The 23160-nt window shown below is 63.2% G+C and carries 11 protein-coding genes; 4 read left to right on the top strand and 7 right to left on the bottom strand.

Annotated elements, in window-relative coordinates; genetic code table 11:
- Window positions 1-27: 27 nt before the first annotated feature.
- Together pbpC and ABAC460_RS34075 are read right to left on the bottom strand one after the other, a co-directional pair.
- Window positions 28-2124: a penicillin-binding protein 1C gene (pbpC, locus tag ABAC460_RS34080; RefSeq protein ID WP_023453150.1), complete on the bottom strand. Its 2097-nt coding sequence runs from the start codon at window positions 2122-2124 to the stop codon at window positions 28-30.
- A gap of 118 nt (window positions 2125-2242) precedes the next feature.
- On the bottom strand, window positions 2243-7246 hold the full coding sequence (locus ABAC460_RS34075) for an alpha-2-macroglobulin family protein (protein ID WP_023453149.1): 5004 nt from the start codon (window positions 7244-7246) through the stop codon (window positions 2243-2245).
- Window positions 7247-7508: 262 nt separating this feature from the next.
- Between ABAC460_RS34075 and ABAC460_RS34070 the strand changes: the two genes are divergently transcribed.
- Window positions 7509-8012: a response regulator gene (locus ABAC460_RS34070; protein ID WP_023453148.1), complete on the top strand. Its 504-nt coding sequence runs from the start codon at window positions 7509-7511 to the stop codon at window positions 8010-8012.
- Window positions 8013-8162: 150 nt separating this feature from the next.
- Here the strand turns inward: ABAC460_RS34070 and ABAC460_RS48220 are convergent, their stop codons facing one another.
- Window positions 8163-8873, bottom strand: a complete 711-nt coding sequence (locus ABAC460_RS48220) for a DUF4386 family protein (protein ID WP_023453147.1) — start codon at window positions 8871-8873, stop codon at window positions 8163-8165.
- A gap of 148 nt (window positions 8874-9021) precedes the next feature.
- On the opposite strand from ABAC460_RS48220, the gene ABAC460_RS34065 reads away from it, so the two are divergent.
- Entirely contained in the window at window positions 9022-9615 is a 594-nt protein-coding gene (locus tag ABAC460_RS34065; protein WP_023453146.1) for a TetR/AcrR family transcriptional regulator, read from the top strand.
- A 4-nt stretch (window positions 9616-9619) separates the two neighbouring features.
- Here ABAC460_RS34065 and ABAC460_RS34060 read toward each other — a convergent pair whose 3' ends face one another.
- Window positions 9620-12466, bottom strand: coding sequence for a [protein-PII] uridylyltransferase (locus ABAC460_RS34060; protein ID WP_023453145.1), 2847 nt, complete (start codon window positions 12464-12466; stop codon window positions 9620-9622).
- A 23-nt stretch (window positions 12467-12489) separates the two neighbouring features.
- Entirely contained in the window at window positions 12490-15198 is a 2709-nt protein-coding gene (mutS, locus tag ABAC460_RS34055) for a DNA mismatch repair protein MutS (protein WP_023453144.1), read from the bottom strand.
- Between the two features lie 277 nt (window positions 15199-15475).
- Here mutS and ABAC460_RS34050 point away from each other — a divergent pair, with 277 nt between their 5' ends.
- On the top strand, window positions 15476-17758 hold the full coding sequence (locus ABAC460_RS34050; RefSeq protein ID WP_023453143.1) for an NADP-dependent malic enzyme: 2283 nt from the start codon (window positions 15476-15478) through the stop codon (window positions 17756-17758).
- 115 nt (window positions 17759-17873) lie between these two features.
- On the opposite strand, the gene ABAC460_RS34045 is transcribed toward ABAC460_RS34050, so the two are convergent.
- Both ABAC460_RS34045 and ABAC460_RS34040 read right to left on the bottom strand, forming a co-directional pair.
- Window positions 17874-19592, bottom strand: coding sequence for an AmpG family muropeptide MFS transporter (locus tag ABAC460_RS34045; RefSeq protein WP_023453142.1), 1719 nt, complete (start codon window positions 19590-19592; stop codon window positions 17874-17876).
- 58 nt (window positions 19593-19650) lie between these two features.
- Window positions 19651-21165, bottom strand: coding sequence for a response regulator (locus tag ABAC460_RS34040; RefSeq protein WP_023453141.1), 1515 nt, complete (start codon window positions 21163-21165; stop codon window positions 19651-19653).
- Between the two features lie 228 nt (window positions 21166-21393).
- Between ABAC460_RS34040 and ABAC460_RS51125 the strand changes: the two genes are divergently transcribed.
- Window positions 21394-23130: a calcium-binding protein gene (locus ABAC460_RS51125; RefSeq protein WP_162150306.1), complete on the top strand. Its 1737-nt coding sequence runs from the start codon at window positions 21394-21396 to the stop codon at window positions 23128-23130.
- The last annotated feature ends 30 nt before the right edge of the window (window positions 23131-23160 follow it).

Here is a 23160-nt window from a genome sequence, read left to right as displayed (position 1 = left end):
TCCTCTTTCCGTCTACTCGAACATTCCTTACCTCACCGCCTCGACCGCCACGATCCGCACATGGCTCTTGTCGACATGCTGAGCCGCGTCAATGACGGTCAGATCATAGAACCCTTCGACCGGCGGCGACCAGGCAAACTCCCCCGACTCATCCAGCCCCAGCGGCTCGCCGTCGATATACCAGGCGACCGGCCTTAATCCCCGTGCCGACAGCTTCAACGGCCGCTTCAACACCAACCGACCCTGACTATCCCTGCCCGTTATCTCGACATAGACGGTCGTGCCCTGCGGCGGAAAAAGGATCGACACCTTGCCCGTCGGCCCGCCCAATTGCTCCAGAGCCGTAGGCGCCCGGGTCGGCGCCAAAGCCTGAGGCAAGCGCGGCGGCGCCTGGATCTGGTCGAACACATCGAACAACAAAGGCGCCGCCGCCTCGCGGCCGGTCTGGTCCGCCCGCGCCCCGCCATCCGGCCGGCCCGTCCAAACCAGCACAGCATAGCCCCCGGCGACGCCCACGGCCAACGCATCGCGATACCCATAGGACGTGCCGGTTTTGAAAGCCGGCCGATTGGCCTCCTTCATCAACGCCCCCGGCAACCGTCCCGCCGGCGCCGGCGTTTCGCGCAAAATCGCCACCACCTTGTCGGCGGCATCAGCCCGCAACAACCGCTGGCCCAGCACCGGCCGGGCCTCATCGCTCAGCCGGTACACCAACGGTTTCGCCAGGCCATGATCGCCCAAGGCCGCATACAGCAAGGCCAGATCGTCCAGATGAATACCCTCGCCCCCCAACGCCAACGCCAACCCGGCATCGTGCAAACCGGTCTTGGGCCGCACCAGCTTCACCCCGACCGCATCGAACCGCGCCTCGAAGGCATCCGGTCCGATCTTGTTCAGCACCGCCACCGCCGGCACATTCAGCGAATTGATCAGGGCTTCCTTGACCGAGACCTCGCCATGGAAGACGCGGTCGAAATCCTCGGGCTCGTAGTCGCCGAACCGGGTGGCGGAGTCCATGATCCGCGTCTCCGGCGCCACCACACCCTCTTCAAACGCAAAGCCATAGATGAACGGCTTCAACGCCGAACCCGGCGACCGCAAAGCCCGGGTCATGTCGATCCAGCCGCCCGCCCGCTCCAGCCCACCGGAACCGACGCTGGCGCGCACCCCGCGCGTCTTGATGTCGATGACGATGATCGCCACGGACGAATTGGGCCCCTGCTCGGCCGCCGTCCGCGCCGCCATGATCTCCAGCTGCTGCTGCAGGTTGGCGTCGATCGTAGTGACCACCGTCGCCTGTAAGCCCCGAACCCCCGACGCCATCCGACCGGCCGTATGCCAGGCAATCGCCGGGAAAATGAAGCGCTTGGTCACCATGGGCTCAGCCATGGCCTCCTGGGCCGAACCGCTGCCGATGATATTGCCGGCCGCCATGCGCGTCAGGATCAGGTTGCGCGCCCCCAGCGCCGTCTTGGGATTGCGGTCGGGCCGGCGCGCTTCCGGCGCCTGGGGCAGCGAAATCAACAGCGCCTGCTCCCCCAGGGTCAGGGTTTCCGGCTCATGGCCGAAATAGCTCAGCGACGCAGCACGCACGCCTTCGAGATTGCCGCCATAGGGCGCCAGACTCAGATAGATGGCCAGGATCTCGCGCTTGGAGTAGCGCATCTCCAGCTGCACCGCCCGCAGGATCTCGACGAACTTGTTGCCGTAGGAGCGTTCGTGCGGCGACAGCAGCCGCGCCGTCTGCATGGTGATGGTCGACCCGCCCGAAACGATCCCGCCGGCGCGCATATTGGACCCGAAGGCGCGGACGATGGCCATCGGATCGACGCCGGGATGAAGATAAAACCTCTCATCTTCAACCTGGATCAGGCGTTTGAGAAAGGTCGGATCGGTGCGCTCGAGGTCGGCGCGGATTCGCCACCGGCCGTTATCGACCGGCAGCGCCCGCAACCAGGTGCCGTTTCGGTCCAGCGCCACCGCCGACGCCGTGGTCGCCTTATGCATATCCGGCGGCAGGACGAGATTCAGCGCGGCGACCACGACCTGCACGGCCACGATACCGGTCAGGATTTTGACCAGCAGCGGAATAAATCGGTCGAAATGAAAAACGGGAAGGTTCATTCTTTTCTTCCCTCTCCCCGCCTGCGGGGAGAGGACGAGAGCTGAGCGCAGCGATAGCGATCGGGTGAGGGGCCTTCAGAGGACGGAGCGCTCCGAAGACGCCCCGCCCCCTCTAAAATCACCTACCCGAAATCAGTGTTCGCCCGCCCTGGGTGCGGGCGAACATATCGGTGCGGTAGAAGTCCTTGGCCTCGGCGCCGGGCATATAGAAGTCACCCATGGTCACCGCTCGCGCAATATAGGCTAGGGTAAAGCTGTCCGACGACGATACATCCAGAGCCGCGATGAACCGGTCGTCCCGCGCCTCCTGAACCTTGGTCGGGGTCACCTGCCCAATGAACCGGAACGGCCCGTTCTGGGCATCCTCACCCGTCAGGGTCGCCTCGATCTCGAACCCGGCCGGCAGGGCGTCATCGACCACGATCGGCCGCAGTTCCGCCCGGTTGGACCGGCCCGAAATGACCACGATCACCTTCTGGCCCTGGGTCAGGTTCGACGGATCGACCCGCGAGCCATCCATGGCGTAGAAGCTCTTGGTCAGGGTCAAACCGCTGGCGACCGAACCCGGCGCCGCGACCGGCGTACCGATCACCGTCACCGTGCGCCAGATCGCGCCCGAGCCCGTATTCTTCAGGCGTACGTTCGCGAAAGGCCCGACACCGTAGCGGACCACATGCCGGCTGCCCGGCAAGGTGCTGACGCCGGCGGCCTCGACCTTGGTCACCCCGGCCGACTTCAGCATGTAGGACGCGGCGCGCAGCACATAGGCCGACTCGATAGTATTCATCTGCGACGGCGACTTCATGGCCTGTTCCAGCCGCGGGATCAGCGACTGGGCGATATCGGTCTCTCCGGCTTCATAAGCCAGGGCGATCACCCCGGCCAGGTCGCGCAGCGGCGCCTGGTACCAGTCGTATTGATCGGTGTAACCCAGCTTGGCGATCGCGTCCTGGAAGGCGGCGCGGCCGCGCGCGCGGTCGCCCATCATCACCAGGCCTGCCGCCACCTGAGCCCGGGCCAGCGGCGAGTCTTCCGACTTGAACTGGACATCCTTGTACCAGCGCAGGCGGGCCAGATCGCCCGACTTGGCCTTGGCCAGGACATACAGCGCATAGGCCGAAGCCCGCGACCGCAGACGCTTGGTCATCTCCTGGGCGGAGATGCCGTAATAGGGATTCCAGTAGTAGTCGACGCTGAGACGGTAATTGACGCTGACAAAGCCTTCCGGCTTGGCCATGGCGCGCATGGCCGACAGCGCCTTGTCGATGGCTTCCTGCGGCACATAGACACCACGCGCCCGCGCCTCCAGCAAGAAGTCGGTGGCATAGGCGCCGATAAAGCCATCGGCATGGCCGTCACCCACCCGCCACAGGCCGATGGCGCCGTCCTGGGACTGACGGTCCAGGATCTTCTGTACAGCCACGCGCAGCGCACCCTGGGCCGGCTTGGCCGCAGTCTTGCCGACCATGGATTCGTCGACATAGAGCCACGGTGTCGCCGCCGACGTCACCTGCTCGGTGCAGCCGTAGGGATACTTGTTCAACGTAGCCGCCAAAGGACCAGGATCGATATTGCGAAAGGGCGAATAGCTGACCTCCACCGTCACCGAACCGGGCTGCAACCCGTTGAGCAGCGAAGCATCCGGCGCCCACACCTCATTGACGTTCTGCAGCTGGCTGACCACCCGCGTCTCCGGACCCCAGCCGTTACGGGTCTGGATATCGAAGGCGTCGTTAAAGGCATAGCCCTGGCCGTTCAGCCCGATCTGAACCGTCGACACACCAACGGTCTGCGGCGCGGTCAGCGGGATGGCTTCGATCGCCTTGTCGCCACGGCCCAGGTTGAAGGCCTTCTTGAACACCGCCACAATGCCTTTCAACCCGTTGACCACGGCTTCGTAGACACCCGGCTTGCCATCGACATTGTCGAGCTGCAGGGTCGCAAACGCCCGGTCGCCGGGGCTCAGGAAGCGCGGCAGGGCCAGGTCGGCCACCACCGGTTCACGCACCACGATGCGCTGTTCGCTGGACCCGACCTGATCGTCGGTCCAGGCCACGGTCATGATCTTCAGTTCGCCGTTAAACTTGGCGATCGGCAGGTTGACCACCGCCTTGCCGTTAGAACCGGTCGTCACCACGCCCGACCACAGGGCGATCGTACGGATCGGCGTGGTCGTCAGACCCTCGCCACCCAGTTGGTCGCCGCCGAACTTGGCCGGCGCCCCCAGATTGGGGTCCAGCAGACGGCCATAGTCGTCATTATAGTCGACGCCCAGAGCCCGCTTGCCGAAATACCAGTCGACCGGATTGGGTGACTTGAACTTGGTGAGATTCAGAATCCCCTGGTCGACCACGGCGATTGAGACGCGCGCCTTGTCGCCCATCTTCAGGCCCTTGACCTCAATCGGCACGTCGATAAAGCCCTGGCCCTTGTTGTCCAGGCGCGGCTTGAACGGTTGGTCGCTCAGCGGCACATTGACCTGCAGCTTGCGCGACTTGGGGTCCAGCGGCACATAGACCAGGCCGACAGCCCGGCGCGGCTTGGACGATTCGACCGGATCGCGCGGCTGAATGACGCTGACCATGACATAGGCCCCGCCGCCCCAGGCAGCGCTGGACTTCAGCTTGATCGTCGTACCGCCCTCGCCGACCGTCACCGTCTTCATCTCGATGACCTTGTCAGTGGCGATGGCGATCTGGGCCTCACCCTTGTAGGGCGCCTTCAGCGTCAGATCGATGGTATCACCCTGGGCATAGTTCTTGTTGCCGACCGTCAGGCGCACCCCGTCCGGTGAGTCGCCGTCCTGGCTGGACGACCCCCAGCCCGAGGCGAAGCGCACCACCGTCTTGGCACGGCCGACCGCCTCGACCTCGATACGATAGTCACCCCAATCAAGGCCGCGTTCGAAGTTCAGGCCGGTATTGGCGTTCAGGTCCATGTTCTTGCTGTCGACGATGACGTCGCGGTGGGTCGAACGCCACCGCCACTTGCCGTCGGCCAGGTACCAGTCATAGTCCCACACTTCCGAAATAAGCGTGACCTTGACCCCCGGCACGGCGACCTTGTCGCCGTTCGGGCTCAGGGCGATGATGCTGAATCCGGTCTTGGGCGTATCGCGCCAGTTACCGTCCTTCTGCTCCGTCTTGACGCCCAGATACAGCGGCGCGCCCTTGATGCGCAGGGTCTGGCTTTCGCGCACCGGCCTACCGCCGGGCTCGAACACCGACGCCGTCAGCAACACGGTCAGCGGCTGGTCGGTCTGGCCGGCCTCCGACGCATTGAACGGAATCGTCGCATTGCCGGCGCCGTCGGTCGTGACTTCCGGCAGGTCGACATACTTTTCCTCATACGGCTTGCTCTGGTCGCCGAATTGATAGCCCGGATATTTCGGGAACGGATTCAGGTCGGCGCGGATCCGCGCCTCGCCCGTCACCTGCAGCCCCGAACCGTTGGCGCCATAGAGATAGCGCGCCGCCACCGTCACCGGCCGGACCTCGGTCAGGCTCAGCAGCGGCCGGTTGGCATCGGCCTTGATATCGACGCCTAAGCGTTGCGGCGCGAAATCCTCGACCGCAAACGACGTGCTGCCGGCATCGCCTTCCAGCCCTTCCAGCCCTTCCAGCACGACCTTGGCGGTCCACTGGCCACGCGGCGCGGTCTTCGGCAACACCAGATTGCCGCCGGCAAAAGCATTAGGCAGCTTGTCGAAGGCCAGGCGGAAGGCCTCGACTCCCGACGGACGGGTAACGACCAGGAAACCCTTGCGTTCCTTGATGGCGCGGCCTTCGTTATCGCGGATCAAAGCGATAAGACGCACCGTCTCACCCGGACGATAAATGCCGCGGTCGGTATAGACGTAGGAATCGACGCCCTGCCCCGCGACCCGGCCACCGGTCAGGCTGGCTTCGTCGGAACGGCCGCCGACATCGTGCGACGTCAGGTCCATCGGCGTGCGATCGACCTCGACCGCCGTATAGTCGTCGTTCGGGCCATAGGCCATGATCATCTTGGCCTGCAGCGCCTCGCTGCCCTTCAGCAGCGCGCCGTTGAAGCTGACCCGGCCGTCGACGCCCGTCTTGACCGTGCCCAGGGTATCGCCGTTCTGGGCGACCAGGTCGACCTTGACCCCGCCCATCGGTTTGGCCGTCTTCAGCGACCGCACCACCACATCCAGCCCGTTCTGGCCGCGATAGGTGGTCAGCGCCATGTCGGTATAGAGGATCCAGCGACGCGCGCTGGGCGGCTGTTCGTTATCGTTCTTGTCGCGGCCGCCCGAAGCGTCCTTGACCTTGATGACATAGGCGCCGGCTTTGAGCGTCTTCAACACGGCCCCCAGCGGGAAGACCGTGGTCACGCGCTCGCCATTGCCCGACTGGACGGCGACCTTGCCGGTCCAGATCTTGACGCCGATATCGTTGGGGGAATCGTCGCCCCATTCGTAGTCATATTCGTCCTCGCCCACCGGTTCCGGCGCCGATACCGACTTGCGGACCAGGTTACGGTCGGAAATATGCCACACCTCGAAGGCCAGGCTGGAGACATTGACGGTTTCCACCGCCACGCCGTCGCTTTCCTCGCGCGGCAGGATGACGCCGTTGCCGGCGAAGCCGACATAGGGCGGCTTTTCACCGAACGCGAAATCGACGTCCTTGTTGCCTTTCAGCGTATCACCGCCCTTGGCCGGCAAGCCCTTCAACAGGGTGACGCGGCGGTCGTTGAAGCCGATGCCGGCGACGCACAGGGTATCGTCCTTGACCGAAACGGCGGGGGCCGACGGCAGGGCGGGACTGACCACGACATAGTCGCCGTAGGGCTTGGACGGGTCCAACGGCTTGGAGAACTGGACGCAGGCCTTGGGCGAGGTGCCGGAGGTATCCAGCGATGACCTCCAGACATCAAATCCGGTGGGCTTGGACTGACCGGCGCGCGGGGCATTGGCGTCACGCGGCTTGCCGAACAGACCGGTGCCGGGACCGCCGACCAGACCGTTGTCGCTGGCCGTTCCCATGGTCTGGGCCGACGGGCTGTCGGTGACCTTTCCGGTCAGGAACCCGATACCGAAACCTGCCAGCAGCACGGCTGCCGCGCCCGCCAGAAGCGTCCTGTTATGCCAGTCGATCATGATGTCATCCCCGCACGACCCGCAGGCCTGTCCACAGCCCTTGATAGATCGTTAATCGCAGACGAAAGCGCGGAATTTGTGAAAGATCAATCTTTGTTTTGTTAAATGCGTAAATAGGTCTAATGAGTCGGTTCAACGCCATAAGAAGTCCCGTAAGACGGGTCTTTTTTGCCCCAAGCCTCATGCCAAAAAGTGGCCAGAAACGTCTCTGGTACTTTTTGGAAAAACATGAGGCGTAACAGAAACTTCGAGCGGGATAGCCTTGAGTAAGTTTTCGCGCGTCATGGTGCTTGTGGTCGACGACAACCACTACATGCGGGTGATTGTCTGCACCATGCTGCGTTCCATGGGCATCAACCTGATCCGTGAAGCCTCCGACGGCATCGAAGCGCTGGAAATCGTGCGCGACTGGCGCCCCGATGTCATCGTGCTCGACCTGATGATGGAACAGCTCGACGGCATCGAATTCACCAAGCTGATCCGCCGTGGTTCCGACAGCCCCCACCCCTATGTGCCGATCATCATGATGACCGGCCACACCGACCGCCGCCGGGTTCTGGAAGCGCGCGACGCCGGGGTGAATGAGTTCGTCGCCAAGCCTTTGACGGCGCGGGCCCTGATCGACCGGATGCGCAGCGTGATCGACAACGAACGCGGCTGGGTCAAGTCGGCCAACTATATGGGCCCGGACCGCCGCCGCCGGACGATAGCCGATTACAAGGGTCCCTTCCGCCGCGTCGCCGACAAGGCCGAAGGCAAGATCTAGGGTGCAAGCACCCTAGGACCCGAAAACCTGACAGCGCCAATCGGTGCGGAACTCACATCGGGCGGCTTCCCATATAAAGCTTGCCTCACCTTGTCTTTGCCCACCCCATTTATGGGGAGGGTGGCGCGAAGCGCCGGGCGGGGCTCTTTCTTAAACGTACACAACATCCTTCGTCGCCCGCGCCTTGCCAAAGCCCAGCATGCCAATCCCCGTCGTGATCAGCCAAACGGTCAGGCCCAGATAGGCGCCGATCGACAGCATGGCGAACAGTTCATCCGATTGACCCATGGCCAGGGCCAAACCACCGCCGGCGCCGACGACCATCAACCCCGTGGTCACCCCACCGATCACCGAACTCAAACGCGCCCGCTCACCCCATTGCAGCGCGGCCACCAACCCGACGAACAAGGCCGTAAAAATCTGGCCCATATGCTCGCCGATCGCCACACCGGCAAAGGCGTTCATCAGGTCGAACTGAGCGCCGGCCGCGACCAGGTCGTCCTGCCGCGCCAATCCCGGCACCACGAACACCCAACGGAACAGCCCGATCGCCTGAACCAGCCCGGCCAACACCCCGGCCAAGGCCGCCCCGATCGCCACACCCGGTGATCGGCGAACCCGTTCCGGCGTCAAAGACAAGGCCATCGCCAGCGGCACAAAAGCCAACGCCGACAATCCGAAGACATACCACGCCCAAACCAGACCCTCACCGCCGGCCGCAAACGCCGCCAGCACCTCGGCCGACGGACGGCGCAGGATATCGGGATAGTCGAAATTCTGCGCCAGATAGCCGTAGGGAAGGTTGAACACCACGGCCAGGGCGATTGCGCCGGCGCCGGTCAGTTTGCTGGAAATCGTCATCGTCACGTCCTTTATGTCACCCGGTGGTGACATGTCGTTTAGGCCCACGGCCACACGATGTCAACAGACAAATCACCGATCGGTGACATATTTTCATTGCCGCCTGCCCGAAACCGGCCTATGGCCTTGCACAATAAGGATTTCAAGAATGGCCGAACCCCGTACCCGCAACCGCGAAGCCACCCACGCCGCCCTGCTTGAGGCGGCGAAGGTCACACTGGCCGAGCAGGGTTTCCAGAATTTCGGTGTCAATGCCGTGGCGCGCCAGGCGGGCTGCGACAAGCAGCTGATCTATCGCTATTTCGGTGGGCTGGACGGTTTGCTGGAAGCGATGGGCGGCGATGTCGCGACCTGGCTGGGCGCGCCGCCGGTAGCCGTTCCGGGCGCGACCTATGGCGAATGGGCGGCCAACCTGGCGGATGCTTACCTGACGGCGCTGCGCGCCAACCCGCTTCTGCAAAAACTCATCCTGTGGGAACTGTCGGCAGCGCCGGGGACGCTTGCCCCGCTGACCCAGGCGCGTAGCCGGGCCATGATGCAGTGGGTGATGGCGGCGCGGGGCGAGCTGGTCATGCCGCCGGATGCAGGACTGATCAATGCGGTCCTGATAGCGGCGATCCAACAATTCGTGCTGTCGGCAGCGGTCTCGGGAAATTTCTCGGGCCTGCCCTTACGCGACGATACCGATTGGAACCGGTTGCGGACGGGTTTGCGGCAATTGATCAGGCGATTATACCCCTGAACGTTTACCGGGCCAGCGACGCACGCGCCTGGGTCAGGGGCTTTTTGGGCGGCTGTTCCGCCTGCTCCAGAACCTGCAGCAACTGCTTTTTCAACACCTGCTTCTGGCCGGCGGTCAGTTGCGACTTCTTGAAGTGATCGGTCACGTAAAAGGCGTCGACGGCGCGTTCGCCGTAGCAGTCGATGTGCGCCGAGGCGATGTCCATACGTAACCGCGCCATGACATCGACCAGATCGGCCAGAAGACCCGGCCGGTCGCGGCCCGACACCTCGATAATGGTCGCATTGGCCTTGCTGGCGTCGTCGAAGGCCACGGTCGGCGCAATCGCGAAGGCCGCCGTCCGGCCCGCCATGGCCGAGCGATAGGCCACGGGCGGCGGCAGGTGGCCCAGGGCGGCCTGTTCCAGCTGTTGCTCCGCCTGTTTCATGCGCTGGGCGTCGTCATGACCGAAAGGCAGGCCCTGGCTGTCCTGGACGTAGAAGACGTCGAGCGCATGGCCGCTGGAAGAGGTAAAGACCTGGGCGCCGACGACGTTGCCGCCCATATTGGCGAAGGCCCGCGACAGGTCGGCAAACAGGCCCGGCCGGTCGTCGGCCGAGATCGAAAAAGCGGTGGCATTGCGGCCGATGTCGATGCGCGCCTTGGCGGCCGGTTCGGAATCGAAGGTCGACCACACCAGGGCGGCGTGGCTCTTGATGTCGTCGGCCGAGAAGGAAAACAGGTAAGACTCGTCCATGGTTTCCAGCCAGGCGGCCATGTCATCGTTCTTGTCGCTGAGTTCGGTGCGCCGCTCCTGGGCGCGCTGGCTCAGTTCCTGGCGCACCTGCGCGACGGCGTCATTGCCACGGCCGCCGCGGAAGGCGCTTTCGGTGGCGGCGACCAGGTCGCGCATCAGCTGACCCTTCCAGGCGTTCCATACGCCGGGACCGACGGCGCGGATATCGGCCACGGTCAGGATCAGCAGCAGGCGCAGGCGTTCCGGCGTCTCGACGATCTGGGCAAACGCCGCCACGGTTTCCGGGTCGGAGACGTCGCGCTTTTGCGCGTAGTCGCTGAGCACCAGGTGGTGGCGGACCAGCCAGGCGACCTGTTCGATCTTCCATTCGGGCAGCCCCAGGCGCTCGCAGGCCTTCTTGGCCGCGATTTCGCCGCCGATCTCCTGGCCGTGTTCGCCGCCCTTGCCGGTGTCGTGCAGCAGCATGGCCAGGTACAGGCTCTCCTTGTCGACCAGCTGCGGCATGATCGAGCTGGCCAGGGGGTGTTCGCCCTTGTAACGGCCGGTATCGATGCCATGGATGATGTCGATGGCGCGCAAGGTGTGCTCATCGACGGTAAAGGCATGGTACATGTTGAACTGGGTCTGGGCGACGATGCGACCGAATTCCGGGATATAGCGCCCCAGCAGGCCGGTCTCCGACATCATGCTCAGCGTCTTGTACGGGTTGCGCCCGCGCACCAGCAGATCGAGGAACAACCGCGCCGCCTCGGGGTTACGCCGCAGCGACGGCGTCACCAGTTTCAGGTTGCGCGCGATCGCCGTGAAGGCGTCCGGGTGCAGGTCCAGCATCAGCCGGTCGGCCATCTTGAACAGCAGGAACATGGCCACGGGCGACTTCTGGAAGATGTCCGGGCTGTTGACACTGAGGCGGCCCTGGGTGACCACGAAGCCTGGGTGGTCGGCCTTGTTGAGGTTCATCAGGCCCGATTGCAGCATGTTGGACAGCCGGGCCAGGGGCTTGGCCTGCTGGGCTTCCAGCTTGGTGCAGAAGATGCGCGTAAGGGCCCCCACTTCCTTGGAAGTCACGAAATAACGGCGCATGAAGCGCTCGACATTCGGTTCGCCCTGGCGGTCGACAAAGCCCATGCGGCGGGCGATTTCAGGTTGCAGGTCGAAGCTCAGGCGTTCCTCGGCCCGGCCGGCGGCCTGGTGCATCAGGATGCGGACCTTCCACAGGAAGTCGAAGGCGCGCAGGAAGATGTCGCGTTCCTTGTCGGTCAGCAGCCGGTCCAGAACGCCCCAGTCGGCCTTGCGCTTTTCGCCGACGATGCGCGGCTTGGTCTGGCCGGCATCGGCGGCCGCCATGAACTGGGCGATCCAGAACAGGGTGTGCAGGTCGCGCAGGCCGCCCTTGCCTTCCTTGATATTGGGCTCGACGACATAGCGGGTGGCGCCGGCCTTGAAATGGCGGCTGTCGCGCTCTTCCAGCTTGGCGGAGACGAAGTCGAACATGTTCGACTTCAGGCCTTCCGACGCCATGCGGTCTTCCAGTTGCTGGACCAGTTCGGTGTCGCCGGCGATGTGGCGGCGCTCCAGCAGGGCGGTCATGATGGTGTGATCGCCGCGGGCGAATTTCAGCGTCTCATCGACCGTGCGCGACGAATGGCCGACCTTTATGCCGAGGTCCCACAGGGTGTAGAGGATAAACTCGATGACCGATTCCGAGTGCGAGGTTTCCTTCCAGGCACGCAGGAACAGCAGGTCGAGGTCGGAATGGGGCGCCAGTTCGCCACGGCCGTAACCACCGACGGCGACCAGGCTGAGGCGCTCGCCTTCGGTCGGGTTGCGGGCGCGGTAGACGTGGGTCAGGGTAAAGTCCCACAGGGCTGACACGACTTCATCGGCGACCTTGGCGAGGCTGCGCGCTGTGGCCAGTCCGCCCTTGCCTTCATCGACATGGCTCAGAATGCTGGCGCGGCTCAGGTCCCAGGCTTCTTTCAGGATGCTGACAGCGCGACGGCGCAGGTCGGAGGTGTCGCCGCTGGAGTCTTCGAATGCCTGGGTGAGCGCCTGACGCAGGGCGCGGCCGTCGATACGATAGGCCGGCGCCGCCGGATGGGTCAGGGTGAGCATGAACGGAGTTACCACAATATTTTTCAGCCGTCGGTTTTAACCAACTTGTGTAAATTATAGATAACTTCCAAGGCTTCTTTGGGGCTTAAATCGTCAGGATTCAGCGATTTCAGAAGGGTTTCCGCCTTGGACGGCTCACGCGAGACCGGCGCCGGGGCTCTGGTGTGCGAGAACAGTGGCAGATCGTCCAGGCGCAGCTTGGTCTGGTTGTCTTCTTCCAGCCGGGTCAGGATATCGCGGGCGCGGGTGACCACCCCGCCCGGCATGCCGGCCAGACGCGCCACCTGGACACCGTAGGAGCGATCGGCCGATCCGGCGCGGACCTCATGCAGGAAGATCAGCTCGCCATTGTGCTCACGCGCCTGCAGGCTGAGATTGCTCAAAGCTTTCAGGCGTTTATCCAGCACGGCCATCTCGTGATAGTGGGTGGCGAACAGGGCGCGGCACTGTATGCGGTCGTGCAGATCCTCGGCGCAGGCCCAGGCGATGGCCAGGCCGTCATAGGTGGCGGTGCCGCGGCCGATTTCATCGAGAATGACAAAGGATCGCGTGGTCGCCTGCTGCAGGATGGCGGCGGTCTCGACCATCTCCATCATGAAGGTCGAACGGCCCTGGGCCAGGTCGTCACCGGCGCCGACGCGCGAGAACAGGCGGTCGACGACGCCCAGATGCATGGCCTTGGCGGGGACGAACAAACCGGCCTGGGCCATGACGATCAGCAGGGCGTTCTGGCGCAGGAAGGTCGACTTACCGGCCATGTTCGGGCCGGTGACCAGGGACAGGCGCGCCGACATAGCGCCTTCGGCATCGAGCGCGACATCGTTGGGCGTAAACGGCTTGCCCTGGGACTTGAGCACGGCGCAGACAACCGGATGGCGGCCGCGGCTGATCTCGAGGCGTTGGGTGTCGTCGATGACCGGGCGGGTGGCTTCGAACTCCTCGGCCCAGCCGGCATTGGCGCAGGCGACGTCCAGGGCGCAGATGGCGTCATGGGCGGCCTGGATTTGCGGCGCGACGGTGCGAACCTCTTCACGCAGGGTCTCGAACAGCTCCATTTCAAGGCCGAGCGCACTGGCGGCGGCGCGTTGAATGCGCGAGTCGAGATCGACCAGTTCGGTGGTGACGAAACGGACCTGGTTGGCCAGGGACTGGCGATGGATGAACTGTTTCGCGGTGTCCTGGGCCACCAGTTGGTCGGCCAGCTTCTGGCTCAGCTCAATGAAGTAACCCAGGACATTGTTGAACTTGATGCGGATGGCGATGCCGGTTTCGGCGGCCAGGCGCTGTTCCAGGTTCAGCACGATCTGGCGGCTGTCGTCGCGCAGGCCGCGCATCTCGTCCAGTTCGGGGCTGTAGCCGGCGCGGATGAAGCCGCCATCCTTCAGCGACAGGGGCGGTTCTTCGACCAGGGCGCGTTCCAGCCGGGCGCGCAGATGGGCGACCGGCGGGGACGGGATCAGGGCGGTGATGACGCTGTCGATTTCGGCCGGCAGGACCGGATCGATACCGTCATGGGCGGCATCGTTCAGGGCGGCGGCCAGGGTTTCGCCGACCGTCAGGCCGTTCTGGATGACGGTCAAGTCGCGCGGGCCGCCACGGTTCAGCGACAGGCGTGACAGGGCGCGGGCCTGGTCGCTCAAACTGCGCATCAGGTGGCGCAGGTCGTTGCGGGCATCACGGCGCGGCAGCAGCCAGGCGACGGTGTCCAGCCGGGCATTGATGGCGTCGGGCTGGAACAGCGGCCGGGCCAGGCGCGCCGCCAGCAAGCGGCCGCCGCCGGAGGTCACGGTCAAGTCGAGCGCAGCGATCAACGAGCCTTCGCGCTTGCCCTGTTGGGTCCGGTCGATTTCCAGCGAATTGCGCGTGGCGGCGTCGATGGCCAGGTGGTTGTGCGAGATGACCTTCGCAGGCGGTTTCAGAACCGGGCGCTTGCCGGCCTGGGTAACGTCGATATAGGCGGCCAGCATGCCCAGGGCGGACATTTCCGACGCCGAGAAGCTGCCGAAACCGTCCAGTGTGGCGACGCCGTAGAGGTTCAGAAGGCGCTGCTCACCGGCGGACGGGTCGCTGAGCGACGACGGTTGCGGTTGCAGCACGCCACCATACTGTTTCAGCAGGCCGAAAACGTCTTCGTCCTGCAGCAGGCGGTCGGCGACCAGGGTTTCGGAGGGCCGCAAGGCCGAAAGGTGCGAGCTTAGGGTCTCGGGCTCGATTTCCAGGCATTCGACATCGCCGGTCGACAGTTCGACGCTGGCGATCGCCATCACCCCGCCGCGCGAGGACAGGGCGATCAGCCGGTTGGCGCCACGGTCTTCGAGCAGGGTGTCTTCGGTCAGGGTTCCGGGGGTGACGACGCGGACAACGCCGCGTTTGACGACGGACTTGGAGCCGCGTTTCTTGGCTTCGGCCGGGTCTTCGAGCTGGTCGCAGACGGCGACGCGGAAGCCCAGCCGGATCAGTTTGGAGACATAGGCGTCCAGGGCATGGGCGGGCACGCCGGCGAGGGGGATGTCCTTGCCCTGATAGACGCCGCGCTTGGTCAGGGCCAGGGATAGGGCCTGGGACGCCACGACCGCGTCATCGAAGAAGATTTCGTAGAAGTCGCCCATGCGAAACAGCAACAGGGCGTCGGGATGGTCCTGCTTGGTCTTGAGATACTGGGCCATCACCGGCGTGGCGTCGGCGAAATCCATGGCGTCGTTGGGCGAATCGATCGGGACCTGGGCGTTCATCGGATGAAATTAACCCTTGTTAACGCTTGTGGAAAGACGACGAGCAAAAACGTTCACAATTAACTAATAGAACAAAATAAGAACACAATCAAGTTTCCGTAACGATAGGAAACGATTCGCACCCTAAAAGTCACACCTCGCGCGGTGTTTCACATTCCGGTATACAAAAATACACGCCAAAGGCAGTTGCGGCTTTATCCCTTGGTCATTGTGTTCTAGTAGCTTTAGCCAACAAAATCATAATCATAATACAAATTGCCACACGAGTTGCGGACCCATGCCGAGCGAAAAACAGACTTTCAGCGACGACGAAGCCCTTTACCTGCACCAGTATCCGCAGCCCGGTAAGATCGCGCTTTTGCCCACCAAGCCGATGGCGACCCAGCGCGACCTGGCCCTGGCCTATTCGCCGGGCGTCGCCGTTCCGGTCCGCCGTATCGCCGAAAACCCGGAAACCGCCTACGACTATACCGCCAAGGGCAATATGGTCGCGGTCATTTCCAACGGCACGGCTATTCTCGGCCTGGGTAACCTCGGCGCCCTGGCCTCCAAGCCGGTGATGGAGGGCAAGGCGGTCCTGTTCAAGCGGTTCGGCGATATCGACAGCTTCGATATCGAGGTCGCGACGCAGGATCCCGATGAGTTCATCACGGTGGTGAAGAACATCACGGCGTCGTTCGGCGGCATCAATCTCGAAGACATCAAGTCGCCGGAATGTTTCATCATCGAGGCGGCGCTGCAGGACCTGGCCGACATTCCGGTTTTTCATGACGACCAACATGGAACGGCCATTATCGCGGCGGCTGGCCTGATCAATGCGCTGGAAATCACCGGCAAGCGGATCGAGGACGTCAAGGTGGTGCTGTGCGGCGCCGGTGCTGCCGGTCTGTCGTCGTTGTCGCTGATCAAGGCCCTGGGCGTGCGCCACGACAATACGACCGTGGTCGACATCCACGGCGTGGTTTTCGAGGGCCGAAAGATCGACATGGATCAGTGGAAGTCGGCCCACGCGACCCGAACCAACAAGCGTACATTGGCCGAGGCAATGGTCGGCGCCGATGTGTTCCTGGGGCTGTCGGCCAAGGGCGTTCTGACCTCGGACATGGTGGCGACCATGGCGGCCAATCCGATCATCTTCGCCATGGCCAATCCGGACCCGGAAATCACCCCGGAAGATGTCGCCAAGGTGCGTTCGGACGCCATCGTGGCGACCGGCCGGTCGGACTATCCCAACCAGGTCAACAACGTCCTGGGTTTCCCGTATATATTCCGCGGCGCCTTGGACGTGCGGGCGCGCCGGGTGAACCACGAGATGAAGCTGGCCGCCGCCAAGGCGCTGGCCATGCTGGCGCGCGAAGATGTGCCCGATGAGGTGGCCGCGGCCTATCAGGGCCGGCACCTGAAGTTCGGCAAGGACTATATCATCCCGTCGCCGTTCGATCCGCGTCTGTTGTGGTATGTGCCGCCGTTCGTCGCCCAGGCGGCGATGGATACGGGCGTGGCGCGCAAGCCGATCACCGACATGGATGCCTACCGCAAGTCGCTGGAGCAGCGGCTGGACCCGTCGGCGGGTCTGCTGCAATCAATCACCTCGGCCGTGCGGTCGCGGCCGGCCAAGCGCATCGTGTTTGCCGAAGGCGAGGACATTTCGGTCATCCGCGCGGCGCACGCCTTCAAACAGTCGGGTCTGGGCACGCCGATTCTGTGCGGGCGCGAGTCTCTGATCAAGGAAAATATGCGCGTTGCCGGCCTGGTGCCGGAAGAAGAGAATATCGAGATCATCAATGCGCGTCTGTCGCACCGCCGAGATGCCTATGCGCAGCTGCTGTATGAGCGTCTGCAGCGCCGGGGTTACCTGAAGCGCGACGTCGAGCGTCTGATCAACCTGGACCGCAACTCGTTCGCCGCGGCCATGCTGATGTCGGGTCATGCTGATGGCATGGTGACGGGCGTGACGCGGGCTTTCGACCAGGCGTTTGAGGAAGTGATGCGCGTGGTCGACCCGGCGCCAGGCGGCCGGATCATGGGCATGTCGATCGTTCTGGCGCGCGGCAAGACTTTGTTCATCGCCGATACGACGGTGGCGGAACTACCGTCGCCGGAAGAGCTGGGTGATATCGCGATCGAGGCCGCGACGGCGGTGCGCAATATGGGCCATACGCCGCGCGTGGCGTTCATGAGCTATTCCAACTTCGGCAATCCGGCGGGTGAGCGGTCCGAACGGGTGTCGCAGGCGGTGCGGTTGCTGGAACAGCGCGGGGTCGATTTCGAGTTCGAGGGCGAGATGTCGCCTGAGATCGCCCTGGAGCCGACGCGGTGGGTCAACTATCCGTTCCAGCGTCTGACGGCGCCGGCCAATGTGCTGATCATGCCGGCGATTCATTCGGCGTCGATTTCGACGAACCTGATCGAAGCCATCGGCGGGGCGACGGTGGTGGGTCCGCTGTTGCTGGGCCTAAGCAAGCCGGTGCAGATCTGTCAGTTGTCGGATTCGGTGAGCAAGATCCTGACCATGGCGACGTTTGCGGCGTACGACGTGCGCGCGTCGACGAAGGTCTGACACGGATAGTTATGGGGTCGAGGGGTCCGCGACCCCTCGCCTTTCCTTACAAACAAAAAGGGCGCCCCCACTTCGGGGAGCGCCTTTTTGTTTGTGAAGAGAAGACGAAGGGGCCTCAGGCCCCTTCACCCCGTAACTCGTCCGAGTCATCCTGCGTCAACTGCGGCTTGCTGTTCAGCCATATGCACAGGATGATCGCCAGCACCCCGATCACCGACGAATAGGTGAAAAACACGATATAGCCGGTACCCAGAGCTTCCTTCGATACCCCCAGGACCTGGGCCGGTTTGGCAAAGGACTCCGGTGTCAAACCGCTGAACAACGGCCGGAAGGCATTGGCCCAGCCGCCGGAGTCCGAACTCTTGGCCGTCGTCTCGACGATACGCCCCGATTGCGACGCCAGAAGCTTACCCGGCAAGGCATAGACCGAGGTGAACAGGGCATACTGCTGAGCGGCAAATCCCTTGGTGATCAGCGACGACATGTAGGCGATCAGCACCGTCCCTGCGATGCCGCCCGAAGCATTGTCGATGCCCAGGGCGATCGAAAACGCCGTGACATCATTGCCCTGCGTCGCCAGCCAGGCATAGGCCATGTTGGAAAAGGACCCCACGATGGCGCCGAACAGCAGACCCGTCTTCATACCGAAACGCGTCATGACGATCCCGCCCACGGTCACACCGGCAATCGTCATCACCACACCGAAGACCTTGCGCACCCCGGCGATCGTGGTCAGGTCGAAACCCAGGTCGACATAGAAGGCGCCGTTGACGTTCAGCAGGAAGTCCGACACCCGGTACAAACAGATCAGGGCCAGGATCAGGCCCGCCAGGTTCTCATACCGTTTGAAGAAGGCCACGATCGGCGTCACGAAGGTCTGGCGCAGATAAGCCCCCGGTCGGGTCAATCGTCCCGGCAAGGGCAGACAGGCCGCGGCAATCAATCCCAAGCCCAGGAAGACCCCCGGCACCTGCCAGAAGACCCCCGTCGTCTTGCTTGTCCAGGCTGCCTTGGCCACATCGAACGCTTCCGGCGACGGAAAGAGGAATTTGAACAGATCGATATTGGCCGTCAGCCCGGCCCCCATCAAGCAGATTGCGACCAGCATCAAGGCCAGCCGGCCAAGCGATTCTACGACTTCCAGCGGTGGGTTAGCGGCGGCATCGCCATAGTCGATCGGCCGGACGCGATGTTCCCCTTCCTTGGGTGCCAGCAACACACCGACAACACCCAGGATCATCAACGCAGCCATCAAGGCATAGGCGAAGCCCCAGCCCAGGGTGCCAGCCAGCAACAGCGGCACGATACCCGACACAAACGGTGCGATCCGCGCACCCCACGCCGTTGCGGTTGCCATAACGGCCTGACGGTCGTCGGATTCCCCGGCAGTCTCGATCCGCCAGGCGTCGATGACAATGTCCTGGGTGGCGCCGGCGAAACCGATGACGATGGCGGCGACCGCCATCAACCCCAGTTGGGTTTGCGGGTTCATTGTCGAAATCGCCCACAGACCCAGCATGATCACGGCCTGGCTCAGCAGAATCCAGCTGCGGCGGTGGCCCAGCATGCGGGTCAAGCCCGGCAATCCGACGCGGTCCAGAACCGGCGCCCAGACGAATTTCAGGCTGTAGACAAAGGTGACCAGCGAAAAATAGCTTATGGTGGTCAGCGACAGGTCCGCCGTGCGCAGCCACACGGACAGGGTGTCGAAGATCAGCGACAAGGGCAGGCCAGACGAAAAGCCCAGCAGGATCATCACCAGTGCCGGCCGGGTGAAGAAGGGTTTCACGCTCTGGAAAAACGTCTTCTTTTCCGCCGCTGGTGATTCGGACATCTGGGCCTCCCGGTCGATTTCGGGGAGAGCCTAGACCAGTTTACCGAAACGGCAAGCTCTACGCAGTTTTGACCTGCGACCGCACGCCCGTCCAGGTCTGAAGGCGGGCTTTCAACGCCACCAGTTCGATCGGCTTGGTCAGGAAATCGTTCATCCCGGCCGCCAGACAGGCGCGGCGATCTTCCTCATAGGCATTGGCCGTCAGGGCGATGATCGGAGTTCGCACGCCCAGGGCGCGGACTTCGCGGGTGGTCCCCAGTCCGTCCAGGCCCGGCAAACCCAGATCCATGAAGATAAGGTCGAACTTGTGGTCTTTCAGTATTTCGATGGCTTCCTCGCCCGAGGAGGCCCGTTCCACGCGACAGCCTTCGCGTTGGAGCAGGATCTGCGCCAGGAGAGCATTGACCGGATTGTCCTCGACCAGCAGCACGGCTTTGTCCTGGCCGGATTCGGTAATGATCCGGTCATCGTCATTGTGCGCCGGGGTAACACCCTGGCCCTGCAAGGCTTCCAGGCGCTCGATCAGCGAGGCGCGGCGCAGCGGCTTGATCAGGTATCCGGCCCAGCCGTGTTCGCGCCAGGTGGTGATCTCGTCGCGTTGTTCCGGCGTCAGCAGGACCAGGCTGCGCGGCGACGGCGCCATGACCGGGCCCGCAAAGGCGGCGCGGTCGGCCAGGATCAAGCCCTGCGAGGCATAGCAGTCCTCCACCCCAGGGACATCGCGCAGGCGGACATCGTGGGCCGCCAGGTGGCTGCGCGCGCCGTCAACCAGGGCCGGGTTGGCGCTGATCAGGGTGACGGTGCGCGGATGCTTCGGCGCCGGACCGCGCAGGCGCAGGCCATAGGAGGCGCGGAACTCGACGCTGAAGGTCGAGCCCTTGCCCATTTCGGACTCGAGGCTGAGCGTGCCGTCCATGACTTCGACCAGCTTTTTCACGACCACGAGGCCGAGGCCGGCGCCGCCATAACGGGTGGCATGGGTCGGGTGGACCTGACCGTATTCCTCGAAGATGCGTTCGCGGGCTTCGGGTGGGATGCCCGGGCCGGTGTCGCGGATGCTGAACCGGATCAAATCCTCATCGGTCAGCCCGACCTGGATCAGGACCCCGCCGGTCGTGGTGAACTTGATGGCGTTGCCGGCCAGGTTGAACAGGATCTGGCGCAGCCGGCCTTCGTCGGCATGGATATAGTCGAGCCGGGGGTCCAGACTCCAGACGATTTCGATGCCATTGGCGTGGGCGCGCGGCGACAACAGCTCGGCGACGCTTTGCAGCAAGGGTTCGAGATGGACCTCGCCGGTTTCCAGCTCGATGCGGCCGGCATCGATGCGGGCATAGTCCAGCAGGTCGTTGACTAGGGTCAGCAGGTGCTCGCCCGAATGGCGGGCGGTGGTGAGGTAGGAGTTCTGATCGGGGCTGAGCGGTGTCTTGGCCATCAGGTCCAGCATGCCCATCAAACCGTTGAGGGGCGTGCGGATCTCGTGGCTCATCAGCCGGAAGAAGTCCTCGCGCGCCTTCAGTTTTTCTTCGGGCGAAGGCGAGTGGCTTTCGGAATCGGTACGCAGGGGCGACATTCGGTCAGTACATCCATCGTTCTGATGCCGCCATCCTAGGACAGAAAGATTAAGTTAGCTCAAAGACTTGAAGACTCATGCGCGGACCAGGGCGCAAAATTATTCCGGCGAATGACGCGTTTCGGTCCAGCTGTAACAATTGAAACATGAAAATCAGCCCTGCGGCATAGGACAGAAACGTGCGTCCGATAATCAGCACTCATCACACACCTATATGAGATGAGATCCATGACTACAAAGATTGCTGGTACGCAATTTAACGACACCGTGACTGTGGGCAGCCCCTACTGGGAGGGCGGCGACGACTATTTGATCAGCACGTTTGGCGGCAATGACGATATAACCCTCTATGTCAGCGGCAGCGTCAAACTGGATGCAGGCGACGGCGACGACTATGTTCGGCTAAAGGGCTCAGGTGACGCGGTTGTCTATGGCGGCCTGGGTAATGACACGGTGATGCACACCACCGACGACCTGTTTCCGTCGGCCGTTGCCATGTATGGCGGCGAGGGCGACGACGAACTACACGGCCTGTACGGCGTCGAAGACCACCTTTACGGCGGCGCCGGCAATGACCGGATGTCGGTGCAGGGTGGCAATATCGCCAGGGGTGGGATCGGGAACGATACCTATTTTGTTGCCGACGAAGGCGACTCAACCGTTATCGAATATGCCGGTGAAGGCATCGACATGGTCGTCACAACCAAGATGGCCTATACGCTCACCGCAAATGTCGAAAACCTGCGTGCCACGTCGATTGGAAATGGCGGCGTCTTCTACGGTAATGGCCTGGCCAATCAGATGTTCGGCAGCAAGTATGATGAAGCCATCTACGGTGGCGCCGGCCACGATAGCCTGGATGGTGGCAGCGGAGACGACAAGCTGTATGGCGACTCCGGAAACGACACGCTGATCGGTGGCAATGGGGCCGACCAATTGTATGGCGGAACCGGCAACGACCTGCTGGATGGCGGATCATCGGTGGATACCATGTCGGGCGGCGCCGGCAACGACGTCTATATCGCGGATCGTCCCGACGTGGTGATTGAAGCGGCCAATGAAGGCGTTGATACTGTCAAGGTGATCGGAGGCGTGGCGTTTACCCTTTCCGCCAACGTCGAAAACCTGGAGCTGGCCGCCGACTATGCCCAGAATGGTTTTGGCAATGACCTTGCCAATACGATCACGGGAAATGCCTATGCCAATGTGATTGAGGGCGGCAAGGGCGGGGACACCGTCTATGCCGGCGCGGGCGACGACCGTGTCAACGGCGACGACCAGAATGACGTGCTCTTTGGCAATTCGGGAAATGACTGGATGAGCGGTGATGCCGGCGCCGACAGTGTCTATGGCGGTGAGGGCATGGACATGATGTATGGTGGTGACGCCAATGACTATATGATGGGACAGGATGGCGCTGATTTCATGGACGGCGGCCTGGACAGTGACACGCTCAGCGGCGGCAACGGCGACGACGTGATGAACGGCGGCTCGGGCTTCGATAGCGTCAGCGGCGATGCCGGCAACGACCTGATACGGGGCGGATCCATGTCGGACCAGATCGACGGCGGCGCCGGCAACGATCGCCTTTATGGCGATGGCGGGGGCGACAAGTTGACCGGCGGGACGGGCAGCGACCTGTTCATCTTCACGGCGCTGTCCGACAGTTTCGTGATGACCGGCGTCGATACGATTGCCGATTTTACCGTAGGTGTGGACCGGATCGACCTGTCAGCGATCGATGCCAATGCCGGACTGGCCGGAAATCAGGTCTTCGACTGGCTGGGCATGAGCCAGCCAGATTCCAACGGTTCCGGCCGCCTGTGGGGTCAGCATGTCGATGCGACCAACACCACGGCCGAACACGTCACGGTCTATGCCGATGTCAACGGAGACGGCACCGCCGACTTCTCGTTGAATGTCATGAACGTCGCCGTGCTGAACGCCAGCGACTTCCTGCTCTGAGGCCTCAGGCATGACGGTTGTCCGGCGGGC

Source organism: Asticcacaulis sp. AC460 (assembly GCF_000495795.1).
Lineage (GTDB): Bacteria > Pseudomonadota > Alphaproteobacteria > Caulobacterales > Caulobacteraceae > Asticcacaulis.
This window is presented reverse-complemented; position numbering and strand designations above follow the sequence as displayed.

Coding starts and splice junctions, on each gene's coding strand:
- pbpC (WP_023453150.1), bottom strand. CDS start 2,124: ATGAACCTTCCCGTTTTTCATTTCGACCGATTTATTCCGCTGCTGGTC.
- ABAC460_RS34075 (WP_023453149.1), bottom strand. CDS start 7,246: ATGATCGACTGGCATAACAGGACGCTTCTGGCGGGCGCGGCAGCCGTG.
- ABAC460_RS48220 (WP_023453147.1), bottom strand. CDS start 8,873: ATGACGATTTCCAGCAAACTGACCGGCGCCGGCGCAATCGCCCTGGCC.
- ABAC460_RS34065 (WP_023453146.1), top strand. CDS start 9,022: ATGGCCGAACCCCGTACCCGCAACCGCGAAGCCACCCACGCCGCCCTG.
- ABAC460_RS34060 (WP_023453145.1), bottom strand. CDS start 12,466: ATGCTCACCCTGACCCATCCGGCGGCGCCGGCCTATCGTATCGACGGC.
- mutS (WP_023453144.1), bottom strand. CDS start 15,198: ATGAACGCCCAGGTCCCGATCGATTCGCCCAACGACGCCATGGATTTC.
- ABAC460_RS34050 (WP_023453143.1), top strand. CDS start 15,476: ATGCCGAGCGAAAAACAGACTTTCAGCGACGACGAAGCCCTTTACCTG.
- ABAC460_RS34045 (WP_023453142.1), bottom strand. CDS start 19,592: ATGTCCGAATCACCAGCGGCGGAAAAGAAGACGTTTTTCCAGAGCGTG.
- ABAC460_RS34040 (WP_023453141.1), bottom strand. CDS start 21,165: ATGTCGCCCCTGCGTACCGATTCCGAAAGCCACTCGCCTTCGCCCGAA.
- ABAC460_RS51125 (WP_162150306.1), top strand. CDS start 21,394: ATGACTACAAAGATTGCTGGTACGCAATTTAACGACACCGTGACTGTG.